Origin of the sequence: Agarivorans litoreus (assembly GCF_019649015.1) — a bacterium.
Taxonomy (GTDB): domain Bacteria; phylum Pseudomonadota; class Gammaproteobacteria; order Enterobacterales; family Celerinatantimonadaceae; genus Agarivorans; species Agarivorans litoreus.
Genome location: NZ_BLPI01000001.1, coordinates 3697919 through 3722927, shown reverse-complemented (window position 1 = coordinate 3722927; position 25009 = coordinate 3697919). Strand labels below are relative to the sequence as shown.

The following is a 25009-nucleotide window of genomic DNA, read 5'->3' as shown; positions in this document are numbered from 1 at the left end:
CAATTGGACGCAAAACGCTTGGCTTGCGCTCCTTCGTCGCTAAGTTTAGCCAAGCATTTTCGCGCCCCATATGGCGGCGTTGGTATGACTCCCCATGTCAAGTTGAGCGCCTAAATCCCTAGCTCGTGTGAACCATTGCTCTTTGCCTAAAGGGCGAGTTAATGCATGAGCTTGAAGCAAGTAAGTTCGTCGGTTTTCATGCTGATATCCGTAGATTACCCAAACTGCGGGTAGCGCTAACCTTACTTATTCCGTCGTGGCACCTGTCTTCAGTCTATGCTCGTGGGTCAATTACCTGTCGATAACTGCCATCCTAACGCCGTCGGTGGTTGTGCCACAGCCGATGCTTAAGCACATACATTAACTCTATTCTTGTCATTATGCGGGGACCCTAGCTAAACGATGTTTGGGGTTAACGTCTATTAACACCACTTGCTTTGCTATTGCCCAGATATAGGCAATCATTTCACGTGCAATGGCGGTGACTACCACATTGTAATGTTTACCTTTGTGCATTAAACGCTGGTAACGGCGGCATAAACGTAGTTGAGCTTGCCACGCCTTATCAACAATGGCTTTGGGTAAACCTTCTTGCCTTAGCTGTAAATCGGTAGAGATGTTTGCCGGATAACGGTAGCTATGGGCCCCTTCAATCAGTAAACGCCTTGCTCTGCCATTACCACACTTAGTGATGGCACCTATGCGCCGCTTATCACCAGTTGAGTGTTCCCTAGGCACTAAACCCACATAAGCCATGAGCTTACGCGGATGGTCAAACCGACGTATATCACCGAGCTCTGCTATCAAGCCAGTAGCCACTAATAATCGAACCCCACGCATGGCTTGTACGGCTTTCACTACTGGGTAATAACGCCATGCTTGTACCTGATGCGCTAATTCATTATCAAGACGCTTTAGGCGAGCAATACGTTCATTAATAGTGTGTAAGTATTCTTGTAGCGCAATTTGTTGTGCTGGGTGGGGGAGCACCAACTCGGTGAGCCAGCGTAAGTGCTTAGCCGACCAATTGGCAGTGCCCGCATAGTTAATGTTATTACGTAGTAGCAAGGCTTTTAACTGATACTTAGCATCTTTTAAGTCTTTCATAGCGGTCTCACGCGCACGTGATAAATCCCGCACAGCTTCATCTTCAGGCTCTGGGACGTAAATAGGTGTTAGGTCTTCGGTTTTTAGTAATTTGGCAAGTTTGAGTGCATCACGCTTATCGGTTTTTATCTTATCGCCTGGCTTTTTAGGGATAAGTGATGGGGCGACTACATAGCAACAATGGCCAAGGCTAGTGAGCAGGCGGTATATCCAGTAACCGCAAGGCCCTGCTTCATAGACAAAATGTAAGGTGGCTTGTGGGTATTTAGATTGAAACTGTTTGGCCAGTTTCACAATGGCGGTTTTAGCGCTAGATATTCTGCCAAAGTGCACCGCTTGCGCACCCCGTTGGTCTTCAATATAGGCGACTTCAACAAATTCTTTGTGAGTATTTAGGCCGATAAAAAGTATGTTATGTTTATTCATGCTGATCTCCAATCTAGTTTATTATCATTAACTATTATGGCTCTGGCTTTCAGCTAACCCACGAAGTTGGAGATCAGCACTTTCTTGGGGAGTCATTATGTCTATGTTTGAGAACCTATGAACTACCACATTGATCGATCAAAATGGCAAAAACCTTCATATGGTGGTCACTACGATGAGCGTGCCACTGAATATGAAGGTATTAGGTGTAAGTGCCAAAGATGCGAGGTTTCGTTCGTATTTGAGCCTGAAGAGCAAAAAAGACAATTTGAATCGCTTGGTCGTTTTCCGTTTTGGGTGCCTGGATTATGTGCTAGCTGCCAAAGCGAGTGGGAAAAAATTGGCCCTAAATTAAAGCGTTTCGAAGCGGCATGGCAGAACAAAAAATTGGAGGCATCAGATCAAGATGAACTCAAAGAATGGTTAAAGTTAATTGAGCAATCCACCAGTTACCGTAAAAAAGATTACGGCTCTAGAGCAAATATGCTTAGGAAACTATTATCAAACTAAAACATAATCGGGTAGCCGGAGGTATCTAGCCTCCAGCCCCCACAACACCCTGCATGCGGCTCCGCACAGGGCGTTTCACTTAGAATGATGAAGCTTTATCCATCCATCTCGTAGCGCAAATAGACCTTGGGATTTCAAGTAAGCATTCGATAATGCCTGTTGTATCCCCGGTGTTTTTGAGCTCCTCCATGGGCCTTTACTGGTGATACCACACGCCACTGCGGCTTGAACATGTACCCCTCGGCGCATGAGATTCCTCACTTTGGTTCTAGGCTTACGCCATTGTCGCCAATAGGCCATTCGTACTCTGCGTCTTATCCAGTGATCTAGATCGACGCACAGTTGGTAGCAATTGGCGATCCCAAAGTAGTTTATCCAGCCTCGGAGGTATTGACTCACTTTAGCGAGTTGATAAGTCATCGAGACGCCCCAGTTCCGGTTGGTAAGGCGCTTTAGCTGTTGTTTAAAACGGAGTAGCGTTTTTACGTGAATTTGTAGCCGTCCCGCTTTGAAGGTAAATCCTAAGAACTTACTCTTCGCCGTTTTAACTACCTGACTTTTGCTTGTATTAACTACAAGTTTTAAGCGCCGTTGCAAGTATCGACTAATGCTGGTTAGCACCCGTTCGCCCGCACGCTGACTGCTCACCAAAATGGTAAAATCATCGGCGTAACGAGCAAACTTGTGCCCTCGCTCTTCCAGCTCTTTGTCTAATGGGCCGAGCATGATATTGGCCAACAAGGGCGATAATGGTCCCCCTTGCGGTACACCTTCTCGACTTTGCTGATAGCACTGGTTATGGATAAAACCCGCTCTCAGGTATTTTCCAACCAGTGTCAGTAGCCGTTTATCTTGCACGCTTTGTCCCAGTTGACTCATTAATAGATCATGGTTAACTCGGTCAAAGAATTTAGATAAATCGACATCAACCGCAAAACCTCGGCCTTGCTTGATGATGCTTTGCACTTGTTTCACCGCTTGTTGCCCATTCTTGTTTGGCCTAAATCCAAAGCTGTTCGCTGAGAAGCTAGGGTCAAAGATAGGCGTTAGCACTTGGGCAATGGCTTGCTGGATGACACGGTCGAGCACGGTTGGGATCCCCAGTAGGCGCTTCCCGCCATCGGGTTTATCTATCTCAACACGGCGTACCGGTTTAGGTTGATACTGGCCGCAGCGCAGTTCCGCCGCCACCTGTTTCCAGTGTGCTTTTGCCCAAGCAGGGAAGGCGTCAATGGACATGTTATCTACGCCAGCCGCCCCTTTATTGGCTCGAACACGCTGCCACGCACGCAGAATATTTTCACGTTGTAGCATGTGTTCAAATAGATGTTGGCTAAAGGCTGGCTGCGGGTTAATACGCTGAATCTCATCTACGCCGGCCGGCGAATGGGTGTTCAAGTTTAACAAGGCTCCTCCTTTATTCTAAGTGTTCAGGCCTTCACCGTGTCCCAACCATTACGATGGGCGTTGGGCTACTATGCCGTCTGCTGACTTCTGCTTAATCACCAATTGAGTTGTCCCAACTAGCGCTATCGTTGTTCATCGAGTTTGCTCACTTAAGTTGATGAGGCTTAAGCGCCGGGCCTGTTGAACTAGCGGCCAAGCTAGTGAGTTAAACGATCGCAAGTTAAGCAGAGCTCCCCACTCTTTGTTTATAAGAAGTAGAACATGCACTTTCTCTTTTCTCTGCACTGCTGCATCATTTACGGTGGCCGTTAGATCACATGGCTTCGTTGTCTTGTGCCAACTCGCCTCCAGCCTACGCCTCATATGATGTTCTTGTTCATCAGCTCGCCCTCTCTTTAAATAAAAAGGCGTCCGGCTTCCTTCAGACATTCCCTCGCAGTTATGCCCTTGCCATTCGCTAGTAGTTAGCGTTTAATCATCAAAGTGTTATTAATCGGTGACCTTCCTACAGAGGACTTTCACCTCATTAGTTCATGCCCATGCTGGGCGTACACAAGCGCATGAAATATCGCGCGTTTAAAGACACCGCTTCGCGGTACGCGCTGGACTCGCAACAAGTTGCTCGCCATTTATGCGGGCGTTACATGTCACCAGTATGAGAAAGATCGCTAAAGTAGTAGGCAACGAAGAAGTGAAACGTATTATGCTCTACGAGTGTGAAGATGGCGTTTATCTCTTCGAGTACAACAAGGAAGTTGATTCATCAGCTACAGCTGACTATCTGCAAGATACAGCTGAAATTGTCTATGAAATAGCGGAAGAAGATTATGGAGTTAAAGCTAGTGATTGGGAAGAAATTTCTGACCCAATGGAGTTCTGCCAACATGATAGAATTGAACGGGTAAGAGTGGTTGGCAGAAACACTGGTAATCCACAATGGGGTAACTTAGAAAAGCTAGTTGCCGGTAGCTGGGTGCCATTAATTGAGTAAAACATGTAACAAGCCCAGTAAGGCTCGCCAATGCGCGGCTGGACAAATTTAAACGCAGCTTCGCTGCTAAAAACTAAATTTGCCCGCTGCGTCGGGCGTTAGTTGCCCACCGTTTACAATCAGTCGGTAGGAAATTTCTGCTTCTGGTGTAGCACTCGCATTACACGGATTATTGAACCGTCAACCCAGTAGGAAATGATCATTGAGATTTCGGGGATAATTAGTAACCGCCCTCGAATACCATCACGTTGAACGCCCATAAGTGGTTGCTCAAGTAAATTGTCTACTTTTTCTTCGATGATTTCGTCAGTTTTCTCAGCAGCGTCAGGGTTGAAGTCATAAAGAAACTCAAAGATCTTCTCGCGATCATTCAGTGATTTTTCTTCCCATAAAATCATTGTTGACCTTGGCTACGAATCTTAGCTTTTCGTTCTGCCATTCGTTCTTTTGCAGAGTCATGGTCAACAAATGAGGCTTTTCCTGAATCAAACTTCTCAAATGCTAAGTTTACTTGTTCAGTTAACCATGTGTCGTGAGATAATGCTTTTCGTTGTTGCTCAGCCATTTGCTCGGTAAGTTCACGGCATGCATCGCTAAGTGTGCGTCCTTGGCTCTCTGCCATTTGTTGAGCCAAGCGTTTAGTTTCGTCATCAACACGAAATTGAATTCTAGTGTCCATGAGTAACCCCAAAAAACCAATGTGTGCACAAATGTTAGCACTAGCATTGGGCAAGGGCAACTAACAAATAAGAATAGGTGTCGCGCAGCCGACACCTTATTCGGGTGTTGAACAAGCCCGATGCTCCCTTCTATAGTAAATAACGGTGTTGATGTTGGCGGGGCCAAGGTCCTGTTACTTTTTACAAGACGAGTTTGGCTAAGACGAGGTCAACGGCGTTAAGCCCTTACCCGTTTGGCGTAGCGCTAAGTTGTTATTTTTTCTGTGTTTTCATCCTCGTGTGAAGCCCTGCCATTTTCCTTATACTGTTCGCCTTTCGGCTAGCTCGTTCGGCTAATGCCTGTGCAGTGCATGGGGTGTTGGCAGCAAGGGCATGGCCGGGTCGTGTTTTTATCGGTTTGGAGCGCGGCGAGGTTAACGCGTTGAGGCACCCGCAGGAGTAACTGAATGCGCCGCAATACCTGTTTGGCGTTGCCCCGTAAGAAACCATAATCTCTCACCCGCTGTAATCCCTTGGGTAATACATGCTGCAAGATAAGCTTTAAGAATTGCAAGGTAGGCAGGGTGCGGATTTTGGTGGTGTGGCTTTGGCTATCTTGATACCTAAAACTCACTTGGCCGTTATGAGTACTGATGATGTCCTTATCGGGCAAGACCCCTCGATACAAGTAGCGAGATAAGTACTGTAGCGCGGGCAGTCTAAAACCTACGCTACGACAATCTAATTTAGTTTAATGCCATTAACTATTATGGCTCTGGCTTTTAGCTAACCCACGAATGTTGGATATCAGCACCTTCTTAGGGAGTCATTATGTCTAGTTGCCTTATCAATATCGCATGTTCAACTTACTGTACATGTAGAGTGGTGAAGACTATACTTGTTCCATAAATTGTACATGTGGAGATTCTTATGAGAATCGTATCTTTTACTGAAGCTAGAAATGGTCTTAAAGCTGTTTTAGACGGTGTAGTTAATGATGCTGATACAACAGTTATTACACGCCGTGATTCTGAGGATGCAGTGGTTATGTCTTTAGACTACTACAATAGCCTTATGGAGACAGTTCACTTACTACGCTCTCCTCAAAACGCTGAACACCTAAACCGTTCGATAGCACAGTACCGTGCTGGTAAAACAACAGCACGAGAGTTAATTGATGAGTAGTAGCCAACGTTTATTGTCGTGGACAGATGACGCTTGGGATGACTACCTGTATTGGCAAACTCAAGACAAGAAAACACTCAAGCGCATCAATAAACTCATCAAAGATGTTAAGCGCTCTCCATTTGAGGGTATCGGTAAACCAGAGCCATTAAAAGAACACTTATCTGGTTTTTGGTCTCGTCGTATTGATGATACTAATAGGCTTGTTTACGCAGTCGATGACCAAGCGATAACAATAATTTCCTGTCGTTACCACTACTAAATCAGGTTCAGCGATCTGGCAGCTAATCGGGTAGCCAGAGGTATCTAGCCTCCAGCCCCCACAACACCCTGCATGCGGCTCCGCACAGGGCGTTTCACTTAGAATGGTGAAGCTTTATCCATCCATCTCGTAGCGCAAATAGACCTTGGGATTTCAAGTAAGCATTCGATAATGCCTGCTGTATCCCCGGTGTTTTAGAGCTTTTCCATGGGCCTTTACTGGTGATACCACACGCCACTGCGGCTTTAACATGTACCCCTCGGCGCATCAGGTTTCTCACTTTGGTTCTAGGCTTACGCCATTGTCGCCAATAGGCCATTCGTACTCTGCGTCTTACCCAATGATCTAGATCGACACACAGTTGGTAGCAATTGGCGATCCCAAAGTAGTTTATCCAGCCTCGGAGGTATTGACTCACTTTAGCCAGCTGATAAGTCATCGAGACGCCCCAGTTCCAGCTTGTTAAGCGCTTTAGCTGTTGTTTAAAACGGTGTAGCGTTTTTGCGTGAATTTGTAGCCGTCCAGCTGAAGGTAAACCCTAAGAACTTACTCTTCGCCGTTTTAACTACAGGCACGGCTCTTTACGAGAAGCATTAGCTCGAGTTGGTAGACCATGCAGACTATATACTTTTCAGGAAAATCGAGTAGCGAGGCGATTTTATGAAAAGCAAGGGTTTGAAGCGATTGAATTTAGTGATGGCTCGGCGAACGAAGAGAACGTTCCCGATGCTTTATATGAACTTGTTTAGGACGGTACACATCAAATAAAAAAGCAGCGCCTAAGCGCCAATGCCGTTCACTTAAGGTGAACGGCATTTTTGTTTCTAGCGTATCGCTGCGGTCTGGGCTTAACGCACCTTGGAAAGGTTCGTTCTCGCCTTGGCGGAAGAATGAGGCTTTCTGCCATCCCATAAAAATGCTTGAGCTGCCGAGGAATTGCCCCTGGGCTGGAATAAGGCAGTCCTACCAATAACCTCATGACATGCGCTAACGCGCCATTAAAACTCAGCTGGTAAGGCAAGTAGCTCCCTTTCAACACAAAGCACATTTCAACCATTTGATACCGTATCAAATTATAGCTCAGCAAAATGCCCCATAGCTCTTGGCGCACCAGCTCCGGTTTACGGCTTCTGAGTGTCAAACGCCTTCCCAACATAAACTGTTTTTGCTCTCGGTATCCCAGTTCGATTTCCCAACGGTGTCCATACAATGAACCAATATCTGCTGCGGGAAAGCGCATCGGGTCAATCATGGAAGTGAGTACCTCAAATGCCTTGCCATTGATTTTGCGGGTCACGAGACGAGCAGTCATCGTTTCGGATAGTTCTGGCCATAACTTACGCGCTCTAGGATTACTAGTAAGGGTGACAAGTTTATCGTTACGCCCAAAGCTTCTCAGCACGGTATATTGAGTGTTTTTCTTTAATGGCAGAAGCCAGTGGCGCTCTGTACCTGCACTCTGCCAAGCATGCAGTAACCCCATCGAATAAAAGCCACGGTCGAACATCGTTAGGCTATGGTCTGGCGTATCTTTAATCAGCTTTTCGGCTAACACCATTTCGTTGACGTTGTAGTCGTCGAAAGCACTGGCGGTGATGAGATGTGTGCTTAACTCCATCTGACACACCATGCGCACTTGTGGGTATTGTGTGCCTTTAGGTCGAGAAAATGCATCGCTGTTCTCTTTAGAATCATCAGTACGCCAAGTGACACCATCAACACCGAGTAATGTTAAACCATTCCAGTGAGCGAAGTTGGCTTGTTGGCACCAGCGCTTTGACATGAGTTGAAAGACATCGTGTATCGCTTGTTCGCCTAGCTGTTTACGCCGTTGCGTGAGTGCACTTGGCGCAACGAAAGGCTTACCTTCACGGTCAACAATATCGAGCTGATTCACGATATTGGCTATCGATTTGTCATTATAAAGCGCCATTCCAACAAGCAACCAGACCAGTGACTCAAGCGACAGCTTGCGTTTTCTCAGCGTAACCGTATCGGACAAAGCATAGGCATCATTGATGAGCTCAAGGGGTAACAAATCAGCCAGTGTTTCAATTTGATTGGGCTTCCAGTCATTGATGATGTTGAGTGCTTGTGAGACGTCCATAAACGAAAAAATCCGATGCCATTAATGACATCGGATTTTGCTATACCTAGAAAGATCGTCAATGGATCTGTCTTAACTGATCGGCATTACTCCACAAGGAGCCCTTAGTTAGTTATCGTTTGAGCTTATACATCGAAGCGATCGGCATTCATTACTTTAGTCCAAGCGGCAATAAAGTCTTTGGCGAACCTTTCTTTATTGTCGTCTTGAGCATAAAACTCAGCATAAGAACGTAATACCGAGTTAGAACCAAACACCAAATCAACCCGTGTTGCTGTCCATTTAACTTCTCCACTAACACGCTCACAGATATCGTAAGAGTTTCTGCCCGTTGGCTTCCAGGTGTTAGCCATATCGGTAAGGTTTACGAAGAAATCATTGCTTAGTGTGCCAACCTTGTCGGTAAACACTCCCGCTTCAGAACCCGCATAATTGGTGCCCAATACTCGCAAACCACCAATTAGCACGGTCATTTCTGGCGCACTTAAGCCCATTAACTGAGCGCGGTCGAGCAGTAACTCTTCTGCGGTAACCACATAGTGCTTCGGCAAGTAGTTACGAAAACCGTCTGCTTGTGGCTCCAATACTTCAAAAGACTCCACATCGGTCATCTCTTGGCTTGCGTCACCGCGGCCAGCCGTAAACGGTACAGCCAAATTTAAACCCGCTGCTTTAACGGCTTGTTCAACACCCACATTACCAGCAAGTACAATGACATCGGCAAGGCTTGCACCTGTATCTGCAGCAATCGCTTCCAATACACTTAATACTTTTGCCAGTTTCTCAGGCTCGTTAGCCTGCCAATCCTTTTGCGGAGCTAGGCGGATCCGCGCCCCATTGGCTCCACCACGTTTATCAGAGCCACGATAAGTACGGGCGCTATCCCAAGCGGTAGTCACCAATTCAGCTACGCTTAGGCCGCTAGCAGCAATGCGTTGTTTTACTGCATCTGCATCATAAGATGTTGAACCTGCAGGAATAGGATCTTGCCAAATAAGATCTTCAGTTGGAATATCTGGCCCAACATAAACAGACTTAGGCCCCATGTCGCGATGGGTTAATTTGAACCAAGCACGCGCAAAGGTTTTAGAGAAGTACGCTGGATCATTCTTAAAGCGCTCAGAAATCTTGCGATACTCTGGGTCTACTTTAAGCGCCATATCCGCGTCGGTCATTACTGGGTTATAACGAACACTTGGATCTTCAACATCGGTAGGTTTGTCTTGCTCTTCTATATCTACAGGCTCCCATTGAACAGCGCCTGCAGGGCTTTTTGATAACTGCCATTCATAACCAAACAGCAACTCAAAATAGCCATTATCCCATTGGGTTGGATGGGTAGTCCACGCACCTTCGATACCGCTAGTAACGGTATCTCTGCCGATGCCACGCTTGCTATGGTTATTCCAGCCTAAGCCTTGTTCTTCAATGCCCGCGCCTTCTGGCTCTGCACCCAACAAAGAAGCATCGCCGTTACCGTGACACTTACCGACGGTATGACCACCAGCAGTTAAGGCAACAGTTTCTTCGTCGTTCATCGCCATACGCGCAAAGGTAGTACGCATATCTTGAGCGGTTTTAAGTGGGTCTGGCTTACCATCTACGCCTTCTGGGTTTACGTAGATCAAACCCATCATTACTGCAGCCAATGGGTTTTCTAAGTCGCGTTCACCGGAGTAACGCGACCCTTCTCCGCCACTTTCTGCTAGCCATTCTTTTTCAGCACCCCAATAAATGTCTTTTTCTGGGTGCCAAACATCTTCGCGCCCAAAAGCAAAACCAAAGGTTTCTAAGCCCATTGATTCGTAAGCCATATTACCAGCTAGCAGCATTAAGTCGGCCCAGCTAAGTTTGTTGCCGTATTTCTTCTTGATTGGCCATAATAGGCGACGCGCCTTATCTAAATTGGCATTATCTGGCCAAGAATTTAACGGTGCAAAACGCTGGCTACCACTAGCACCGCCCCCGCGGCCATCTGCCACACGATAGGTACCAGCCGAGTGCCAAGCCATACGAATCATCAAACCACCATAATGCCCCCAATCTGCTGGCCACCAATCTTGGCTGTCGGTCATTAAGGCTTTTAAGTCTTTTTTTAAGGCTTCTACATCAAGGGTTTTGAGCGCTTCGCGATAACTAAACGCCTCACCAAAAGGGTTGGTTTTAGTATCATGCTGATGAAGAATATCTAGGTTCAGTGACTTGGGCCACCAATTCATATTTGCCGCTTGTGGGGTGGTTGCTCCGCCGTGCATCACCGGGCACTTTCCAACAGAACTATCGTTGTTCATATTCATTCCTTAATTATCGCGTTTACATTATTTTTGTATCGGCTTTACAAAAAGCCGTAGACTAATTTTCAACTCAAGAATAAGCGTATTACCTTATCGTTGAGCTAGCCAATTTGTATTAACTATCGCAGCGATAAGCCGCATTAACCCTTAAAGAATATATGGTTATTATTTGTTTTAACGTAAAACAAATAGGGAGAGCTAAGAACTTTACAAAACTTTACTTTATGGAGGGCTTGGTAATGGATTGGCGGCTAGCTTGCTTCTAGAATAATTGCGTCCGATAACTGGGCATGGCCGTAACAGAATTTAACAACAACTGAGGCGGCTGTAAGGCCAAGCGTATGAGTAAAACAATCAGTCCAGAGCAAAGCCACCTACTTTTGCAATGGTTAATCAATCAAACAAATTTATAGTGTTACACCTTGTAACTGTTAACCATGCTTCTTAATTGGGCAGCTAACGCCACTACTCGGTCGGCTATCACACTATCTTCTCCAGCGTCTTTGGCGGTCAACTCAGCGATATCTTGAATATTAGTCACATGCACATTTACTTCACTAACCGCCTGATTTTGTTGTTCTGCTGACAGTGCCATTTGCGAATTTAACTGCGCAATTTCTGCACTATGGCTGGCAATGTTATCTAAGATATTGCACAACTCAATAATGTGGTCTTCCGAGTCGTGCGCTGAACGATTAGCTTTGTCCATCACATCAACCACTTTATTTTTCTGAACATTTAGCTGTTCGTTAATCGCTTTAATTTCATCGGTAGACTGACGGGTTCTACTTGCCAAAGAACGAACCTCATCTGCCACAACGGCAAAGCCCCTTCCTTGCTCTCCGGCACGGGCTGCTTCAATGGCTGCATTTAAAGCCAACAAATTGGTTTGTTCGGCTATGGCTGAAATAGTATCAACCATCAGGTTTACTTTTTCGCTTCGCTCACCCAGCTCTACCAAACTTTGGTTAGCCTGATTAACAATACCAACCAAGGCTTGCATGTGGGTCATAATTTGTTGGGCTTTATTAGCACCAGACTCCACTTCTAAGTTAGCTCCCTGAGTACGCTCAGTGGTGTAATTAGCATTTTGCTTAACCTCATTAGAAGACGCTTCAATCTCCAATAAAGTTGCAGCGACTGAATCGGTCCCTGATTTAAGATTAACCACCGACTTCTCGGTTGACTCAGCAACACTTTTTACTCGCTCTGCCGCATGATGCAACTCTTCACTGCTACTAGATATTTGCACCAGATTATTTTTAAATGATGTGATTAAACTTTGAATAGAGGCATACACGCCACCAATTTCATCATGCTTTTGGTCTGAGAAATCGACACTTAAATCTGAGTGAGTAGCAGCCTCTAGCAGGCGACTTCGCAACAGGTTTAAACGTTTTGCCACTGCGCCACGGAATATAAGCCCAAGCATTAACATGCCAACGAAAAACACAACAGCTAACAATCCAGCCTGTTTAAACAACGCACTATTAATCGCTTGTTGCGCATTTGCCAAGGAAAACTCCACTTGAATAACAGCAGCGACCTCTCCTTCTTTGCTGGTAGCGTGACAAGATAAACAATCTATTCCGCCGTGGTCAGTACTCATAAATACTGGTTGTAGTGCTCTTATAATTGGCTGGTCGTTAACACTAGTCGCTATTGAAAAGCGCTCACCATTAAAAGCCTGCTGCTGTATATCAGTTAAAGTCGGCAATGGCTCATTGGGATGAAACATGCTTTGAATAGCTGGTGCGGGGATTAAGCGGATATCAATGATATTATCTTGACTTAACATCTTCTTATGAAGCAGTTGCTTATTAGCCATTGCGCCCGATAACATCAGGGTATTTAGGGCTTCGAAATAACTATCGCTTAAGGATGTAATCTGTTGATTAGCCATATTTCGAACCAATGCCTGTTCGTGGCGGTAAGTGAAACTAAGGGTAATAATCAACAGTGATATACCAACAATAACCATAGTGATATATAGTTTTGTAGCAATCGACCAACGATGAAAAATCGCCTGCATAGATATCTCCATATCGCAGATGTGAATCCATTCAAAACCTCTATTTAACAATAGTTTAAAAATGTCGAAAATAAACTGACAATATTAATTAAATAATACCGGCGAGGCTCTCTCGTTGATTAGAGAATTCTACAAGGAGTTTGTCTAAGTCATCGACTGACTCATTCTAATGGACTGCTCTTCGTCTTTCCAAAGCAATAAACGAAGGACTAGAACGGCATAGTTTCAAGCCAAAGGTGATCATCAGCACCGCTAAAAGCTGCGGTTAACTTCAAGTAAACAGCGGCACAATGAGTGGACAAAGCATTGCACTAAAAGTAGCGCTGAGCACTAGGGCTAGCGCGCCATAAGCACCTTGCTGATGCCCCTCTTCAGCAATACGAGCAGTCCCCAAAGCGTGACAGGCGGTGCCCATGGCAATGCCTTGCGCCTTAACTGAGTGCACCCCACATAATTTAAGTACCGGAATTCCTGCCACCGCCCCCACTAAGCCAGTTATCAATACAGCAATAGCCGTTAATGCAGGCTCCCCAGCCACTTGTTCACTAATTAGCACCGCAATAGGCGTAGTGACTGATTTAGGCGCTAAAGACGCCGCAATTTCAGGCGATGCCCCAACCACCAGCGCCAAGCCAACTGTAGTAGCAATAGCCACAACTGCCGCAACAACAATAGTAATAGCAATACGTGGTAGTTCTGCTTTTATATCGTATAACTGCTTATATAAAGGAACACCTAAGGCAACCACTGCTGGCTCTAGTAGCTTACTTAGCCACCCACTATATTGATTGTAATCGTCAAAAGAGATGTCAAAAGCCAACAAACTAACCACCAATATGCTCAAGGTAATTAGAACGGGATTAAGCCAGGTAACCGAAAAACGTTGTTGCAGATGTTTTGCGGCAATAAATAATCCAATGGTTAGTGGCAGGTAAAGAAAATTCACCATTATTTTGCCTCTCCATCTAAAGATTGTGGCTGAGTAGCCTTAAGTTCGTGCTTTCGCTCCCAGTGTTGGTAAGCTTTGCCAACCACTACCAGTAAAATCAGAGTCGCCAAAGCACAAGTAAGCAACATTGCAGGCAAAGCCTGTAATAAAGTTTCAATATGCTCTACTAAACCAATACTAATAGGTACAAACAAAAGTGACATCCAGCGGACAAATTGATTAGCAGTTTGCTCTACCCAAGCCAGTTTAATCCAGCGAAACTGTAAGGCCATGGTTAACAGAAGCATACCTACAATACTTGCAGGGAGAAGGTTTCCGCTAATTTCACTTAACCAACGACCAGCCCACAACGCAGCGTAAATCACCGCTAATCCAGAGGCCATTTCTAGAACAACTGATTTCTGAAACTTTCTCATAACTCTTGTCGACTTTTGTTATTCAATGACGCTATTATGTAATAAAATTACAAAACAAGCTATCGTTAGCTAACATTGTTTTAGGAGACGCTATGAAGATTAGTTTTTTCAGCGCTAAGCGCTACGACCGCGAACATTTTGATGCCCAAAATACATCTTCAGCTTTTAGCATCGAGTATTTCGATACCGCCCTCTCGGCAAAAACTGCCCGCTTAGCCCATGGCGCTGATGCGGTATGTGCCTTTGTAAATGATGACTTGTCTGCCGCAACTTTGGAAGCCTTAGCCGAACACGGGATCCAACTTATACTGTTACGTTGTGCAGGCTTTAACAATGTAGACCTCGCCAAAGCAGAGCAACTAGGTATTACCGTTTCACGCGTACCGGCTTACTCGCCGGAAGCAGTGGCCGAACATGCCATCGCGTTGATGATGACTTTAAACCGTCGTATTCACAAAGCCTACCAACGTACCCGCGATGCCAACTTCTCTTTAGAAGGTTTAACTGGCATGAACATTTTTGGTAAAACCGCTGGAGTAATAGGCACCGGGAAAATCGGCTTAGCCACCGCGCGCATACTCAAGGGTTTTGGTTGCCGAGTAATTGCTTTTGACCCTTACCCCAATGACGCAGCTAAAGAGCTAGGCATAGAGTACGTAAGCATGGCAGAGCTACTGGCGCAATCAAACATTATTACCTTGCACTGCCCGCTTACCCCTGAAAATACTTACTTAATTGGTAAATCGGCCTTTAGCCAGATGAAAAAAGGCACCTTGCTGATCAACACCAGTCGCGGCAAACTGGTAGATTCTACGGCCTGTATTGAAGCACTAAAAGACGGGACATTAGGCGGCTTAGCTTTGGATGTGTATGAACATGAGAAAGAATTGTTCTTTGAAGATTTATCCGCCGAAGTCATTCTGGATGACGTGTTCCGCCGTTTGTCGGCTTGTCACAACGTTATCTTTACTGGTCATCAGGCCTTTTTAACCCAAGAGGCCTTGCAAAGCATTGCTGATACCACCTTGCTAAACGCCAACGCATTTAGCCAAGGACAACGTAACGGCAATGAAGTAACCGCTGAAGTGGTAGACAACAGCTAATCTAGATCTTGGTTAAAAACCAAAACAAGCCATAAACTAAAGGCAGCATAAAAATGCTGCCTTTTTAGATTTAGAGTGAAATAGCTAGATCTTAACCTGCTGTGCGCTCACTTTTACGTTTTCCGCTATATATACACATGGCCGAGTTGTAGTCGTTGTAAGCCACTGCATAATTAAAATCACAATAGTAAGTCGGCTCTTTAGTAGCAATAGCGTCACCCGCCTTACATTGCCCGTCTAAACCTTCTACAAGGGAGCCACCACGTGCTCCCATGCAAGCCTGCCCGGTAGGCTTAGCTTGAGAATTGCATCCGCTTATTGCCAAAATACTAATGATTAATAGTACTGCTTGTTTCATTAAAATCCCTATTTATCAAATAAAGCAAAGCTACTTTAGCAACAAAAAAGATATGCCAAAATGTGCTAAATCAACGAGTTAACGCAAAGACCAAAGAGTGTTCAATTCTCTTAATAATGCCCCGACAACAAACACTGCTCTCAGAAACAATAAAGCCGACTTTTAGTCGGCTTTATACCCAATGCAGCTCCTTTTTGATTAGAACATACTATTGCTATTAGCACTGCCTTCTGGCACTTCTTGAATACTGTCCCAATGCTCTACAATTTTGCCATTCTCATCAAAGCGGAAAAAATCCATGGTGACATATTGGTCATTTTCCGGCCAAATTTGGTGAGTATGTAACGCCACCATGTCGCCCTCGGCGATACAGCGTAGAAACTTAATTTGTTTGTTGGGATAGTCGCGCTGCATTTCATCGAAATAATTAATAAAACCTTGTTTGCCATTTGCGACCACGGGGTTATGTTGAATGTATTCGTCACCAACAAACATCTCTACAGCTTTGGCTGGCTCACCCAAATAAGCCATTTGATAAAATGCCACTGCGTTAGCTTTATTCTGCTTTAACTGGCTGGCCATATTTGCTCCCAAGCAATCAAATGATGTTATCTCAATAGTAGAACAAACTAGCCAGCATTAGCTTAACGCTTGGCTTGGATAAGACACTTCCAACACCAAACACTCTTGCTCACACTTAAATGGGCCATGAACCTCGCCCGGTGGACGGCTAGCGTAGTGCCCTGCTTCCAACCACAGGTCAAAAGCCGCGTCATACAAACGGCCAGAGATAATGTAGATCTCCTCTGGATAAGTATGTGATTTAGCGCCAAAGGCGTCGGTATTTGCTCCAGCTTTAAAGCGAGTTAGGCGTGTATAGTCACCGGTGCTGTCATCTATGGCTAGGGTAAGCTGATGTAACTGCCCATCACTGCCCTCTATCTCTTCCCATTGGTTAGCACTATTTGTAGCTAATACATTCCAGTATTGCGCAGTGGTTTTCATTAGCATCCTTAACAATTAAGTACTTAATGAACATAAACTAAAAGATAGCGAGCTAATACAATTTCGCAATCAACATCTAGTAAATTACAGCCACCAAAACCAAGTATTTGATTGAAGATTTATCAGGGGTGTAGCTAGGGTCTGTTGATCTTTGCTGATGGTTTTTGCAGTAATTTATTAGCCATTTAGGCAAGGCAGTGAGTGTGCAGTTAAGTGGGCTTAATAAACACACGCTAACGCTGAATAAATGGCTAAGAAATGCTGCCCGAAGGGTTCGGATATGCGAACTTTACTCTTTGTTAAGCACTTCTTGCTTAGCCCACTAGGCTTCTAAGTGCTCGCCGCGATTAAAGCCCGCTTATCTCGAACAAAATTTCAACACCAAAGATCAACAGACCCTAACCACTAATCCTCAAATACAGCCAATAAAAAAAGCCTCTTAAAGAGGCTTTTCTATATCGTGCAACTACTGGTAGCTAATCTCACCTTTATCATCATAATCAGCGGCATTAACTGGGCTTTGCTGCTCTAAGTAAGCCTTAAGCACTTCGGCATCGACAAAGCCAGTATCAACAAAGCCACTATGGTCAGTGATTGTAGGATAACCATCACCGCCAGTCGCATTAAAGTTTGGAACGGTGAAACGGTACATACTGGCTTCATCTAAGGGTTTGCCTGCAATCACTACATCGCTGACCTTGCCATCAATTACTTTCATGCTAATGCCAGCAAATTGCGCGTAAGCACCGGTATCCACAGGCATAGCCGCAACTACCGATAAATACTCCATCACTTCTGCACCATTCATATCAACATAGGTAATGGTGTTAGAAAAAGGCTGTACGGTAAGCACGTCTTTATAGCTGATATCCCCTGCCTCAATAGAGGCTCGAACACCGCCAGAGTTCATTACTGCAAAATCAGCATTTACGCGTTCTTTATGGGCAGACGCAATTAATCGCCCTAGATTGGTTTGGCCAAAACGTACTTTGTCACGGTCACCCACTAAGCGGCCGTTTAGTTCAGCAACCTTAACATTAAGCTGCGCTTGGCCTTGTTCTTGGTAAGGGGTTAACAAAGCCAGAACTTCGGGATTGTGGGCAATTTCCTCTTGCACAAACACCCGCTGTTTTTTGCCGTCTACTTTGATTTTTTTCTTTAAGTTAACCGGGATGAGTTTGTAGCTGTCTAAAGTAAACTCGCCGTTTTTAAAGGTGTAATCGGCGCGCCCTACATATTTACCCCATTCATAGGCTTGGACGATCCAAGTGCCATTTTGTTGATCGGGTTTACATTCATCACCAGGCTTAAAAGTTTGGGTGTACATATTAGGACCTTCCATGCACACCGGCTCTTGCGAGTGGCCACCCACAATTAAATCTAACTCACCTTCGTTAAGTGACCGCGCTAAACTTACATCTCCCGGCGCATTAACGCCATGTTTAGCATTGGCATAGTGGCCCATATGAGTAACCGCAAACACTAAGTCGGGTTGGTGCTGCTGGTTAATCTCGGCAATCACTTTTTTAGCTTCTACTTTAGGATCTTCAAAGACTAAATCGGCAACAGTATCTGGCAGTACCAGTTTATAGGTGTCTTCGGTAGTGAAACCGATCACCGCCACTTTCACGCCTTGCAAGTCAAACATTTGATAGGCTTGAAACTTACGTTCTCCAGTGGATTTTGAATAAATGTTGGCGGACAAGAATGGAAAATTAGCCCACTGTTGCTGCTTGGCTAACACTTCTAGGCTGTTATCAAACTCGTGATTACCTATCGCCATGGCATCATATCCCAACATATTCATGCCTTTGAAGTCTGGCTCAGCGTCTAATAAGTCAGACTCAGGCACGCCGGTGTTAATGTCACCTCCGGATAACAACAACACACTGCCCCCTTCGGCGGCCACTTCCTCTCGAATACTATCAATTAAGGTCTTCCGCGCAGCTAAGCCATACTCACCATATTTGTTGTGCCAAAAGCGGCCATGATGATCGTTAGTATGTAGTACGGTGATTTTATAGCTTTGATCGACTTGCCAAGTTTGCTCGGGGCTTGAGCTACAGGCTGCGAGTAAGCCAGCCAATACAGAGGGAATAAATACGCGATAAATGAAAGGCTTCATCTTTCTTCCTTGATTCGATGGTTAGTAGGCTAATCATAGTTCAATAACAATCACTTACAAACATAACAACCAGCATTAAAATGCCTAATTAGTGGCCTTATTTTGCATCTTAGCCAAAGGTGTTGATAACAAACATTTAAAAGATGAGAAACGCAAACTTGGCTTAGATCAAACAAACGCAAATGATAATGATTTACATTAAGGTTAAATAGTTATTTGAGTACAGCATGTCTACCATTGATCTCGCACCACCACAGCAATTGCCCGAAGCATTAACCGGCCAAGCCAGCCCTTCTCCATTACAATTTGCCTTCACCAAAAAAACTGGCGCGCATGCAAACCATGGCAAGCGTGAGTCTTTAAATGGCGAGCAAGCACACCAGATGCTAAGCAAGCAATTAAGCCAAAGCAAAGCGAGTCAGTTACCTCGCGCTATTTACATTCACATTCCGTTTTGTCGAGTTCGTTGCACCTTTTGTAACTTCTTCCAATACGCCAGCAATCAACAGATGATAGATGATTATTTTACTCTGTTGGAACAAGAGCTGATTGCTAAATCTCACTACCCTTGGACACAAGCAAGAAGCTTTGATGCAGTCTATGTAGGTGGTGGAACACCCACTGATTTAAACCCAGATCAACTTAACCAGCTTGGGCAGCTTATTCATCGTTATTTTCCCTTAAGCGACAGCTGTGAAGTAACCCTAGAGGGTAGATTAAATCGCTTTGACGATAACAAGTTTGAGGCCGCTCTTGCCGGTGGTTTCAATCGTTTTTCTTTTGGTGTACAAAGCTTTAACTCCAAAGTTCGCCGTGCTGCTAAACGCCTTGATAAGCGAGACTACATTGTAGAGCGCTTAAGCCAACTAACAGCCAGTAATCGCGCGACCATTGCGATAGACCTTATCTATGGTCTCCCCTTCCAAACGCCAGAGAACTGGCAGCAAGACTTACAAGATGTGTTAGATACAGGCGTGCACGGTGTAGATTTATATCAATTGCTTACCTTTGGTGGCAGCGGCTTACAACGCAATATTGATGCGGGCCGTGAAGCCGTTCCATTGAGCACCAGCGACAAAGCGTTAATGTACCAACAAGGGCATCAGTTCTTCGCCCAAAACGCTTTCCGACAGCTTAGTTATTGCCATTGGGCAAATGGAGAACAAGAGCAGAGCCGCTATAACTCCTTAGCCAAACAGGGAGCCGAAATTTTGCCGATTGGCGCAGGAGCCGGTGGCAACATCAACGGTTACGCCTTAATGCAAACTCGAGATATAGATACTTGGCGCGCAGGCATAACAGAGAACTACTGGGCTTTTGAGCAGCTAAGTTTGCCCGCTAACAATGCCCAGCTAAAAGCAGCAATCACCAGTGCTTGTGATCAGGGGCTGATTGATGCAGATAAACTTCCCGATGGAAGAACGCTTTTTGAACATTGCCAACCCTTGTTTAAAGCTTGGCAAACAAATGGTTTAGTCAGTTTAACTGGCCAACAAGCCGCATTAACCATAGCGGGGCAGTTTTGGTCGGTGAATTTAGCCAATGCCATGACCCAGTATATGCAGATGTACCCTTTATCTAACGGCCAGTAAACTATTAATTTGTTACTAGCTTGTTATTAACCATTTAAGCTGCCAAGCTGTTTGTTCTAACATTTTACGAGTAGCAATATGTTTGGCACGGTAAGGACACTGTGGGCATTAATGGTAGTATTTGGGCACTTGTTTTGGCTTAGCGACTTCGGTCGCTTTGCAGTGTTTGGCTTCTACATTCTTAGTGGATATTTGATGACCTATGTAATGCAGCAGCGTTACGGTTATCAAGCTTCAGGCAAGAAGCGATTTGCCCTTAATCGATTTTTACGCCTTTATCCAGGGTATTGGTTTGCTTGCCTATTAAGTTTGCTTTTGTTGCTGGTCTTTAATCGCTACTTTCCTCTAGCGGGCTTTTCAACCATTGCGATACCAAGCAATGCCGCTAGTTTGTTGGGTAACCTCACCATGGTTTACCCAAGCTGGCTACCCCACTCTATTACGCCACGTTTATCTCCAGCGGCATGGGCACTTACCGTAGAAATATTCTTCTATTGCGCCATTTGCTTGGGCATATCTAAAACATTACAACGCAGCCTTATTTGGTTAGCCTTATCGGTGCTGTATGTTGTTGCTAGCTACATCGGCGACCTATACTGGCATGCCCGTTACTTTTCCATTCCAGCAGGCTCACTGCCATTTTCCATTGGGGCCATTATCTATTTTGTCGTACAACAGAATAAAGTGCCGATTAGCTGGCAAGTTATACTAAAAAAACCAGCATTGATATTGCTGGTTATGGTCACTATTTCTGGTTTTACCGCCTGGCAAATTAATCAAGGTTTGCACTTAATTACCGCTGAGATACTGTTTTATACCAATATGCTAATTAGTGCGATGCTAGTATTGAGTTTAGCCTTGGGGCATAGCCTAAATAACAAAATGTCTGCTGGCTTCGATAAGTTTGTTGGCGACTTTTCCTACCCAATTTACCTACTTCATTACCAAGCGAGCATCATCGCAAGTGTGCTGCTGTTAGGCGAAGTAAGTAAATTTAAACAACACTTCAGCTTTGCGGCCTTGCTGCTGGTAGGCCTAATACTGGTAGTGCTTTCGCTATTGGTTATCAAATGTATCGACCTACCCGTTGAGCGCTTACGCAAGTCAATTCGCGATAAAGCCAGCGGCCAATATAAAGCCGCTAGCTAAACCACTTGATAGCCTTGTTTAGGCATTTTGCTGGCAATTAGAGCTAAGCTTAACACCACCACAAACGTGGCTGCGTTAGCGGGCGCTTGCAAGTTAAAATCAACACTTATGTGTATCAGCATGGCGGTGATGGCCATAAAGCAACCTAAGGCTGTGCCTTTCATTAAGGGGTCGTTACGTTTTCGCAAAGTACGTAAGCAGCGATAGGCTACCCATAAAACCGCTGCTCCTAAAAGCAAAGTAACAGGCAAGCCTGACTCAATGGCGAACTGTAAATAGTCGTTATGGGTATGGTCGAAAAAAGCACTGATAGGCTGAGGTAAATAGGCTTGAAACACCGAATAAAAGCTGCCGGCACCACTGCCCCAAATCGGGAAATCTTTGAGCATGTTCAGCGCCCAATCGAAGATATAAATACGCCCTTCGTCTACCAATACCGTAGAGCTCAAACGCTCTCTTACCTTACTTAATCCAAACAGTGAACTCACAATCAACATGTCGATAATAAGAATACTCACCATTAATATGGTAAGGCTTTTTGGCCGCTGCTTATAAAGCAATAATGCCAATATACCGCCAATAACAGTAGTTGCAAAAAACGCACTATTGCCCATGCGTGAACGCGACATAACCAAGCCAATAACCATAATAATCATGCACATGCGTACTAGCATTTTGGGGCTTAGAGCAGCTTCTAGCAAACCGGAAAGACGGGCCTGCCAAGTCTCTGCTCCCGTTAGTTTTAAGTCGGCGACAATCAGTGCTAAGCCCATCATCAAGCTGAGTAACAAGTAGTTAGCAAAGTGGTTTTTATAGATGTAAGAGCCTGTAGCCACCGGACCAATATCGGTACCAAACACTGGGCTTTGCTCAACATTACTTAATAACAGCATCGCTCCATAAAAGGCCTGAAAAGTACCACTTACCACAATAGCAATTAACACTGCACGAATACGTTCTGGGCGGTTCACCAGCAGCAAGGTATTCAATGCCAGCAACAAATAACTCACACCTTTTAATAAGCTAATTTTACTTTGCTCTGGATCTAGCGAGAGCGGTGCAAAGCCTTTGACTGCTTCGCCAGATAAACTAGCAACGCCGCGCAACTCAGCATTTTGCGGTGCAAGCCAAGCCAGTAAACCGGCAGGTAACGGCACCAATTGCAGCAAAGTAAAAAGTTGAAATATTGCCAACGCTGCTAATAACCACCAACCAGGGCGCAGATACTGCCAAGGGATTTTTGCTCTAAAACAGTACACCAAGCCAATACTTTGTAAGGCAATGATCACTTCCATTATTGACCATGCCCAAGGGCGATTACTGCCTAAGGGGATGGGCAACCAAACTAGTAAAAAGATAAAGCTGGCAAAGATTATCGCTTCTAATCTTCCCGTCGATACTCGCATAGTCGGCGCTTCCTTGTCATTTCAGGGCAAAGCCCGGAAAAATCTAGTGATTAAATTGCTGCTTGTTAGTGTTTGCCTAGCATTTGCGCCGGGTTATCCCATAGCAAACGTTTTGCGTGCTGTTCACTGCTTAGTAGGCTTATCTGTTCAAAGGCTTCACGTAAATCGGGGGTACGTTTTTCCAAATCATGGGCATCACTAGCTACAATGTGAATCGAATCTGCCTTAAGTAAACTCTCTGCAATATTCTGTGCTTGTTGGCGAAAGCGCCCTAAAAATGAATCAGCGGTCACTTGAAACAAACACCCTAATTTGAGTAATTGAGAGAGCTGGTAAGGATTCTTCCAAATACCATGGTTACGCTCTGGATGAGCAATCATGACTTGAATATTGTTGTTGTGTAGCCAGCGCACTAAACTGGTTGTTCCCTGAGGGACACTGCTATGTGGTAGCTCAAGTAACAACAAAGACTTATGTTGATACTCTCCAATAAAAGGCAGCAGGCCTTTTTCTGCCCACAGCATCACCTCTGGGCATAAATGCACCTCAGCTGCACTGCGAAGCTCGATGTCTAGTTCGCGCTGAGTTACCGCATGTTTAAGCGTGTTATAGGCGGCCTCTATGGTAGCAGGATTATTGTTGTAAATTCCTGGGTGCATGTGTGGTGTAGCCACCATCACTTTGGTTCCACTAGCTATTGCCATCTCTACCATTGCAATGGCATGTTTTAGGTTTTGCGCGCCATCATCAATTCCTGGCAATATATGACAATGCAAATCAATGAACATTTTCTTCTCCTGCTACTTGCCATACATGTGGTCGCCGCAAGCGCCAAACTAGAGCGCCAGCGCAGATTAACCCTGCATAGTTAAAACCCAAGTCGCCCCAGGAAAACTGCCGATGAACAGAAAACAACTGCAACCCTTCATCAACCGCAAACACTAAGCACAACATGACAAATACCAGTGGCAATTTAACTAGTTTTAAGCGATACAACTTGTCACTCACCGCCATCATCACCAAGGTGCTAACAATAAATGCAGCAGCAAAATGCACCACGCTATCGCCACCTAACAAAATTTCTAACTCAACAAAAAACACGCGGTTATTACCTAGGCTCTTTAAGCTACTCGCAAGTAATAACAACACTGCAAAGATGCAGCAAGCGATACGCCAATATCGCTGTTTAGGTATTGGCACAAGCGACATAATCTATCCCGGCTAACAAATACAAAGCACAGGCGCGTTGTTTAAATTGCGCTTGCCTCATCGCTTGGCTTAAACCTTTATGCATAAAGGAGTGTTGTTCAATTTTAAGTAAGGCTTTAGCCACCGTTGTACGCTGTTCAATACTTAGCTCGGGCCACAAACTTAAACCAATCTCTACATAGGCAAATAAAGTCACGGGGGCGTTCTCGCCCACCTTTGCAGCAAGCTCCAAATAAGCCATCGCCTCTTGGCTACTGGCTTGGCGATAAAGGGCGTTTTTAGCTAAATCAACGTAGGTATTTGGCCAAGTTGGCCTAAGTTCAGCAGAGCGTAGATAGAACTGTTGAGCTTTAAGCAAGTTCTGCTTTTTTAACAGGGACTTGTTCGCAGTATCGGAGCTAATAACCAAGCTGTAAAAATTACTCCATTCTACTTGTTTGGCAGCCAATACTTGATAATGAGGGTGATTGGCTTGCCAAGCTAACATGTCGCGAGTGACGTGCTCGGCTACCGCTAAATTAGTTTGCGTGAGTTGCTGATTAAGATCTTTCTGCCAACGTTGATGCCAAGCGCCAACCGCATAGCTGTTTGCATTGGCTAAACCATATTGCACCGCAACAACAGCTACCCATAGTGCGGTGCCTAATAGCCCAAATAAAAATAGCTTATGTTTAACTTGGCTCATCAATGCTGTCCTCCCGCACATTTATACATAAG

Annotated in this window: 24 protein-coding genes and 2 pseudogenes; 7 read left to right on the top strand and 19 right to left on the bottom strand. The window is 45.0% G+C overall.

Annotated features, from left to right (window positions below; all coding sequences use genetic code 11):
• Window positions 1-378 precede the first annotated feature (378 nt).
• A complete protein-coding gene (locus K5L93_RS17155; RefSeq protein WP_220720918.1) occupies window positions 379-1533 on the bottom strand; it encodes an IS110 family RNA-guided transposase in 1155 nt (384 codons plus the stop codon).
• 117 nt (window positions 1534-1650) lie between these two features.
• Between K5L93_RS17155 and K5L93_RS17150 the strand changes: the two genes are divergently transcribed.
• Window positions 1651-2043, top strand: a complete 393-nt coding sequence (locus K5L93_RS17150; RefSeq protein ID WP_220720917.1) for a hypothetical protein — start codon at window positions 1651-1653, stop codon at window positions 2041-2043.
• Between the two features lie 75 nt (window positions 2044-2118).
• Here K5L93_RS17150 and ltrA read toward each other — a convergent pair whose 3' ends face one another.
• Window positions 2119-3450, bottom strand: a complete 1332-nt coding sequence (gene ltrA / locus K5L93_RS17145; RefSeq protein WP_246615080.1) for a group II intron reverse transcriptase/maturase — start codon at window positions 3448-3450, stop codon at window positions 2119-2121.
• Between the two features lie 655 nt (window positions 3451-4105).
• Between ltrA and K5L93_RS17140 the strand changes: the two genes are divergently transcribed.
• Window positions 4106-4441: a hypothetical protein gene (locus tag K5L93_RS17140; RefSeq protein WP_220720916.1), complete on the top strand. Its 336-nt coding sequence runs from the start codon at window positions 4106-4108 to the stop codon at window positions 4439-4441.
• A gap of 119 nt (window positions 4442-4560) precedes the next feature.
• Here the strand turns inward: K5L93_RS17140 and K5L93_RS17135 are convergent, their stop codons facing one another.
• The 3 genes and pseudogenes from K5L93_RS17135 to K5L93_RS17125 form a co-directional block, all read right to left on the bottom strand.
• Window positions 4561-4839 (bottom strand): type II toxin-antitoxin system RelE/ParE family toxin, encoded by a 279-nt coding sequence (locus K5L93_RS17135; RefSeq protein ID WP_220720915.1) that lies wholly within the window; start codon window positions 4837-4839, stop codon window positions 4561-4563.
• A complete protein-coding gene (locus K5L93_RS17130; protein WP_220720914.1) occupies window positions 4836-5120 on the bottom strand; it encodes a type II toxin-antitoxin system RelB/DinJ family antitoxin in 285 nt (94 codons plus the stop codon). Before K5L93_RS17130 ends, K5L93_RS17135 begins: the two co-directional genes overlap by 4 nt.
• Window positions 5121-5440: 320 nt before the next feature.
• Window positions 5441-5845, bottom strand: a pseudogene (locus K5L93_RS17125) (transposase); the annotation flags it as partial.
• A gap of 185 nt (window positions 5846-6030) precedes the next feature.
• Here K5L93_RS17125 and K5L93_RS17120 point away from each other — a divergent pair.
• Window positions 6031-6285, top strand: coding sequence for a type II toxin-antitoxin system Phd/YefM family antitoxin (locus K5L93_RS17120; protein WP_005526636.1), 255 nt, complete (start codon window positions 6031-6033; stop codon window positions 6283-6285).
• A complete protein-coding gene (locus tag K5L93_RS17115; RefSeq protein ID WP_220720912.1) occupies window positions 6278-6547 on the top strand; it encodes a Txe/YoeB family addiction module toxin in 270 nt (89 codons plus the stop codon). Before K5L93_RS17120 ends, K5L93_RS17115 begins: the two co-directional genes overlap by 8 nt.
• Before the next feature lie 94 nt (window positions 6548-6641).
• Here the strand turns inward: K5L93_RS17115 and K5L93_RS17110 are convergent.
• The 6 genes and pseudogenes from K5L93_RS17110 to K5L93_RS17085 form a co-directional block, all read right to left on the bottom strand.
• Window positions 6642-7116, bottom strand: a pseudogene (locus tag K5L93_RS17110) (group II intron maturase-specific domain-containing protein); the annotation flags it as partial.
• Between the two features lie 227 nt (window positions 7117-7343).
• Window positions 7344-8654, bottom strand: a complete 1311-nt coding sequence (locus tag K5L93_RS17105) for an IS4 family transposase (protein ID WP_220720911.1) — start codon at window positions 8652-8654, stop codon at window positions 7344-7346.
• 125 nt (window positions 8655-8779) lie between these two features.
• Window positions 8780-10945 carry a catalase/peroxidase HPI gene (gene katG / locus K5L93_RS17100; protein ID WP_220720910.1) on the bottom strand — a complete coding sequence of 722 codons (2166 nt, stop codon included), beginning with the start codon at window positions 10943-10945 and terminating at the stop codon, window positions 8780-8782.
• A gap of 418 nt (window positions 10946-11363) precedes the next feature.
• On the bottom strand, window positions 11364-12980 hold the full coding sequence (locus K5L93_RS17095) for a methyl-accepting chemotaxis protein (RefSeq protein ID WP_220720909.1): 1617 nt from the start codon (window positions 12978-12980) through the stop codon (window positions 11364-11366).
• 271 nt (window positions 12981-13251) lie between these two features.
• Window positions 13252-13929, bottom strand: coding sequence for an LrgB family protein (locus tag K5L93_RS17090; RefSeq protein ID WP_220720908.1), 678 nt, complete (start codon window positions 13927-13929; stop codon window positions 13252-13254).
• A complete protein-coding gene (locus tag K5L93_RS17085; RefSeq protein WP_220720907.1) occupies window positions 13929-14345 on the bottom strand; it encodes a CidA/LrgA family protein in 417 nt (138 codons plus the stop codon). Before K5L93_RS17085 ends, K5L93_RS17090 begins: the two co-directional genes overlap by 1 nt.
• Before the next feature lie 92 nt (window positions 14346-14437).
• Here K5L93_RS17085 and K5L93_RS17080 point away from each other — a divergent pair, with 92 nt between their 5' ends.
• On the top strand, window positions 14438-15448 hold the full coding sequence (locus K5L93_RS17080) for a 2-hydroxyacid dehydrogenase (protein WP_016401791.1): 1011 nt from the start codon (window positions 14438-14440) through the stop codon (window positions 15446-15448).
• Between the two features lie 91 nt (window positions 15449-15539).
• Here K5L93_RS17080 and K5L93_RS17075 read toward each other — a convergent pair whose 3' ends face one another.
• The 4 genes from K5L93_RS17075 to ushA form a co-directional block, all read right to left on the bottom strand.
• Window positions 15540-15806, bottom strand: a complete 267-nt coding sequence (locus K5L93_RS17075; RefSeq protein WP_220720906.1) for a hypothetical protein — start codon at window positions 15804-15806, stop codon at window positions 15540-15542.
• A 198-nt stretch (window positions 15807-16004) separates the two neighbouring features.
• On the bottom strand, window positions 16005-16388 hold the full coding sequence (locus K5L93_RS17070) for a nuclear transport factor 2 family protein (protein ID WP_220720905.1): 384 nt from the start codon (window positions 16386-16388) through the stop codon (window positions 16005-16007).
• Between the two features lie 57 nt (window positions 16389-16445).
• Window positions 16446-16811 carry a cupin domain-containing protein gene (locus tag K5L93_RS17065; RefSeq protein WP_220720904.1) on the bottom strand — a complete coding sequence of 122 codons (366 nt, stop codon included), beginning with the start codon at window positions 16809-16811 and terminating at the stop codon, window positions 16446-16448.
• Between the two features lie 466 nt (window positions 16812-17277).
• Window positions 17278-18936 (bottom strand): bifunctional UDP-sugar hydrolase/5'-nucleotidase UshA, encoded by a 1659-nt coding sequence (ushA, locus tag K5L93_RS17060; RefSeq protein ID WP_220720903.1) that lies wholly within the window; start codon window positions 18934-18936, stop codon window positions 17278-17280.
• A 227-nt stretch (window positions 18937-19163) separates the two neighbouring features.
• Here ushA and hutW point away from each other — a divergent pair, with 227 nt between their 5' ends.
• Together hutW and K5L93_RS17050 are read left to right on the top strand one after the other, a co-directional pair.
• On the top strand, window positions 19164-20528 hold the full coding sequence (gene hutW, locus K5L93_RS17055; RefSeq protein WP_220720902.1) for a heme anaerobic degradation radical SAM methyltransferase ChuW/HutW: 1365 nt from the start codon (window positions 19164-19166) through the stop codon (window positions 20526-20528).
• Window positions 20529-20606: 78 nt separating this feature from the next.
• On the top strand, window positions 20607-21677 hold the full coding sequence (locus K5L93_RS17050) for an acyltransferase family protein (RefSeq protein ID WP_220720901.1): 1071 nt from the start codon (window positions 20607-20609) through the stop codon (window positions 21675-21677).
• Here the strand turns inward: K5L93_RS17050 and K5L93_RS17045 are convergent.
• The 4 genes from K5L93_RS17045 to K5L93_RS17030 form a co-directional block, all read right to left on the bottom strand.
• Window positions 21674-23083 carry an O-antigen ligase family protein gene (locus K5L93_RS17045; RefSeq protein ID WP_220720900.1) on the bottom strand — a complete coding sequence of 470 codons (1410 nt, stop codon included), beginning with the start codon at window positions 23081-23083 and terminating at the stop codon, window positions 21674-21676. The two genes, K5L93_RS17050 and K5L93_RS17045, sit on opposite strands and share 4 nt — an antisense overlap.
• Before the next feature lie 65 nt (window positions 23084-23148).
• Entirely contained in the window at window positions 23149-23871 is a 723-nt protein-coding gene (locus K5L93_RS17040) for a tyrosine-protein phosphatase (RefSeq protein ID WP_220720899.1), read from the bottom strand.
• Complete coding sequence (locus tag K5L93_RS17035; RefSeq protein WP_220720898.1) at window positions 23861-24292, bottom strand: VanZ family protein; 432 nt, start codon at window positions 24290-24292, stop codon at window positions 23861-23863. The genes K5L93_RS17040 and K5L93_RS17035 overlap by 11 nt, the downstream gene beginning before the upstream one ends.
• Window positions 24270-24977 (bottom strand): hypothetical protein, encoded by a 708-nt coding sequence (locus K5L93_RS17030; RefSeq protein WP_220720897.1) that lies wholly within the window; start codon window positions 24975-24977, stop codon window positions 24270-24272. The genes K5L93_RS17035 and K5L93_RS17030 overlap by 23 nt, the downstream gene beginning before the upstream one ends.
• Between the last annotated feature and the right edge of the window lie 32 nt (window positions 24978-25009).

Bases quoted from the DNA above. Each gene is read 5' to 3' on its own strand.
- K5L93_RS17155 (WP_220720918.1), bottom strand. From the start codon at position 1,533: ATGAATAAACATAACATACTTTTTATCGGCCTAAATACTCACAAAGAA.
- K5L93_RS17150 (WP_220720917.1), top strand. From the start codon at position 1,651: ATGAACTACCACATTGATCGATCAAAATGGCAAAAACCTTCATATGGT.
- K5L93_RS17140 (WP_220720916.1), top strand. From the start codon at position 4,106: ATGAGAAAGATCGCTAAAGTAGTAGGCAACGAAGAAGTGAAACGTATT.
- K5L93_RS17135 (WP_220720915.1), bottom strand. From the start codon at position 4,839: ATGATTTTATGGGAAGAAAAATCACTGAATGATCGCGAGAAGATCTTT.
- K5L93_RS17130 (WP_220720914.1), bottom strand. From the start codon at position 5,120: ATGGACACTAGAATTCAATTTCGTGTTGATGACGAAACTAAACGCTTG.
- K5L93_RS17120 (WP_005526636.1), top strand. From the start codon at position 6,031: ATGAGAATCGTATCTTTTACTGAAGCTAGAAATGGTCTTAAAGCTGTT.
- K5L93_RS17115 (WP_220720912.1), top strand. From the start codon at position 6,278: ATGAGTAGTAGCCAACGTTTATTGTCGTGGACAGATGACGCTTGGGAT.
- K5L93_RS17105 (WP_220720911.1), bottom strand. From the start codon at position 8,654: ATGGACGTCTCACAAGCACTCAACATCATCAATGACTGGAAGCCCAAT.
- katG (WP_220720910.1), bottom strand. From the start codon at position 10,945: ATGAACAACGATAGTTCTGTTGGAAAGTGCCCGGTGATGCACGGCGGA.
- K5L93_RS17095 (WP_220720909.1), bottom strand. From the start codon at position 12,980: ATGCAGGCGATTTTTCATCGTTGGTCGATTGCTACAAAACTATATATC.
- K5L93_RS17090 (WP_220720908.1), bottom strand. From the start codon at position 13,929: ATGGTGAATTTTCTTTACCTGCCACTAACCATTGGATTATTTATTGCC.
- K5L93_RS17085 (WP_220720907.1), bottom strand. From the start codon at position 14,345: ATGAGAAAGTTTCAGAAATCAGTTGTTCTAGAAATGGCCTCTGGATTA.
- K5L93_RS17080 (WP_016401791.1), top strand. From the start codon at position 14,438: ATGAAGATTAGTTTTTTCAGCGCTAAGCGCTACGACCGCGAACATTTT.
- K5L93_RS17075 (WP_220720906.1), bottom strand. From the start codon at position 15,806: ATGAAACAAGCAGTACTATTAATCATTAGTATTTTGGCAATAAGCGGA.
- K5L93_RS17070 (WP_220720905.1), bottom strand. From the start codon at position 16,388: ATGGCCAGCCAGTTAAAGCAGAATAAAGCTAACGCAGTGGCATTTTAT.
- K5L93_RS17065 (WP_220720904.1), bottom strand. From the start codon at position 16,811: ATGAAAACCACTGCGCAATACTGGAATGTATTAGCTACAAATAGTGCT.
- ushA (WP_220720903.1), bottom strand. From the start codon at position 18,936: ATGAAGCCTTTCATTTATCGCGTATTTATTCCCTCTGTATTGGCTGGC.
- hutW (WP_220720902.1), top strand. From the start codon at position 19,164: ATGTCTACCATTGATCTCGCACCACCACAGCAATTGCCCGAAGCATTA.
- K5L93_RS17050 (WP_220720901.1), top strand. From the start codon at position 20,607: ATGTTTGGCACGGTAAGGACACTGTGGGCATTAATGGTAGTATTTGGG.
- K5L93_RS17045 (WP_220720900.1), bottom strand. From the start codon at position 23,083: ATGCGAGTATCGACGGGAAGATTAGAAGCGATAATCTTTGCCAGCTTT.
- K5L93_RS17040 (WP_220720899.1), bottom strand. From the start codon at position 23,871: ATGTTCATTGATTTGCATTGTCATATATTGCCAGGAATTGATGATGGC.
- K5L93_RS17035 (WP_220720898.1), bottom strand. From the start codon at position 24,292: ATGTCGCTTGTGCCAATACCTAAACAGCGATATTGGCGTATCGCTTGC.
- K5L93_RS17030 (WP_220720897.1), bottom strand. From the start codon at position 24,977: ATGAGCCAAGTTAAACATAAGCTATTTTTATTTGGGCTATTAGGCACC.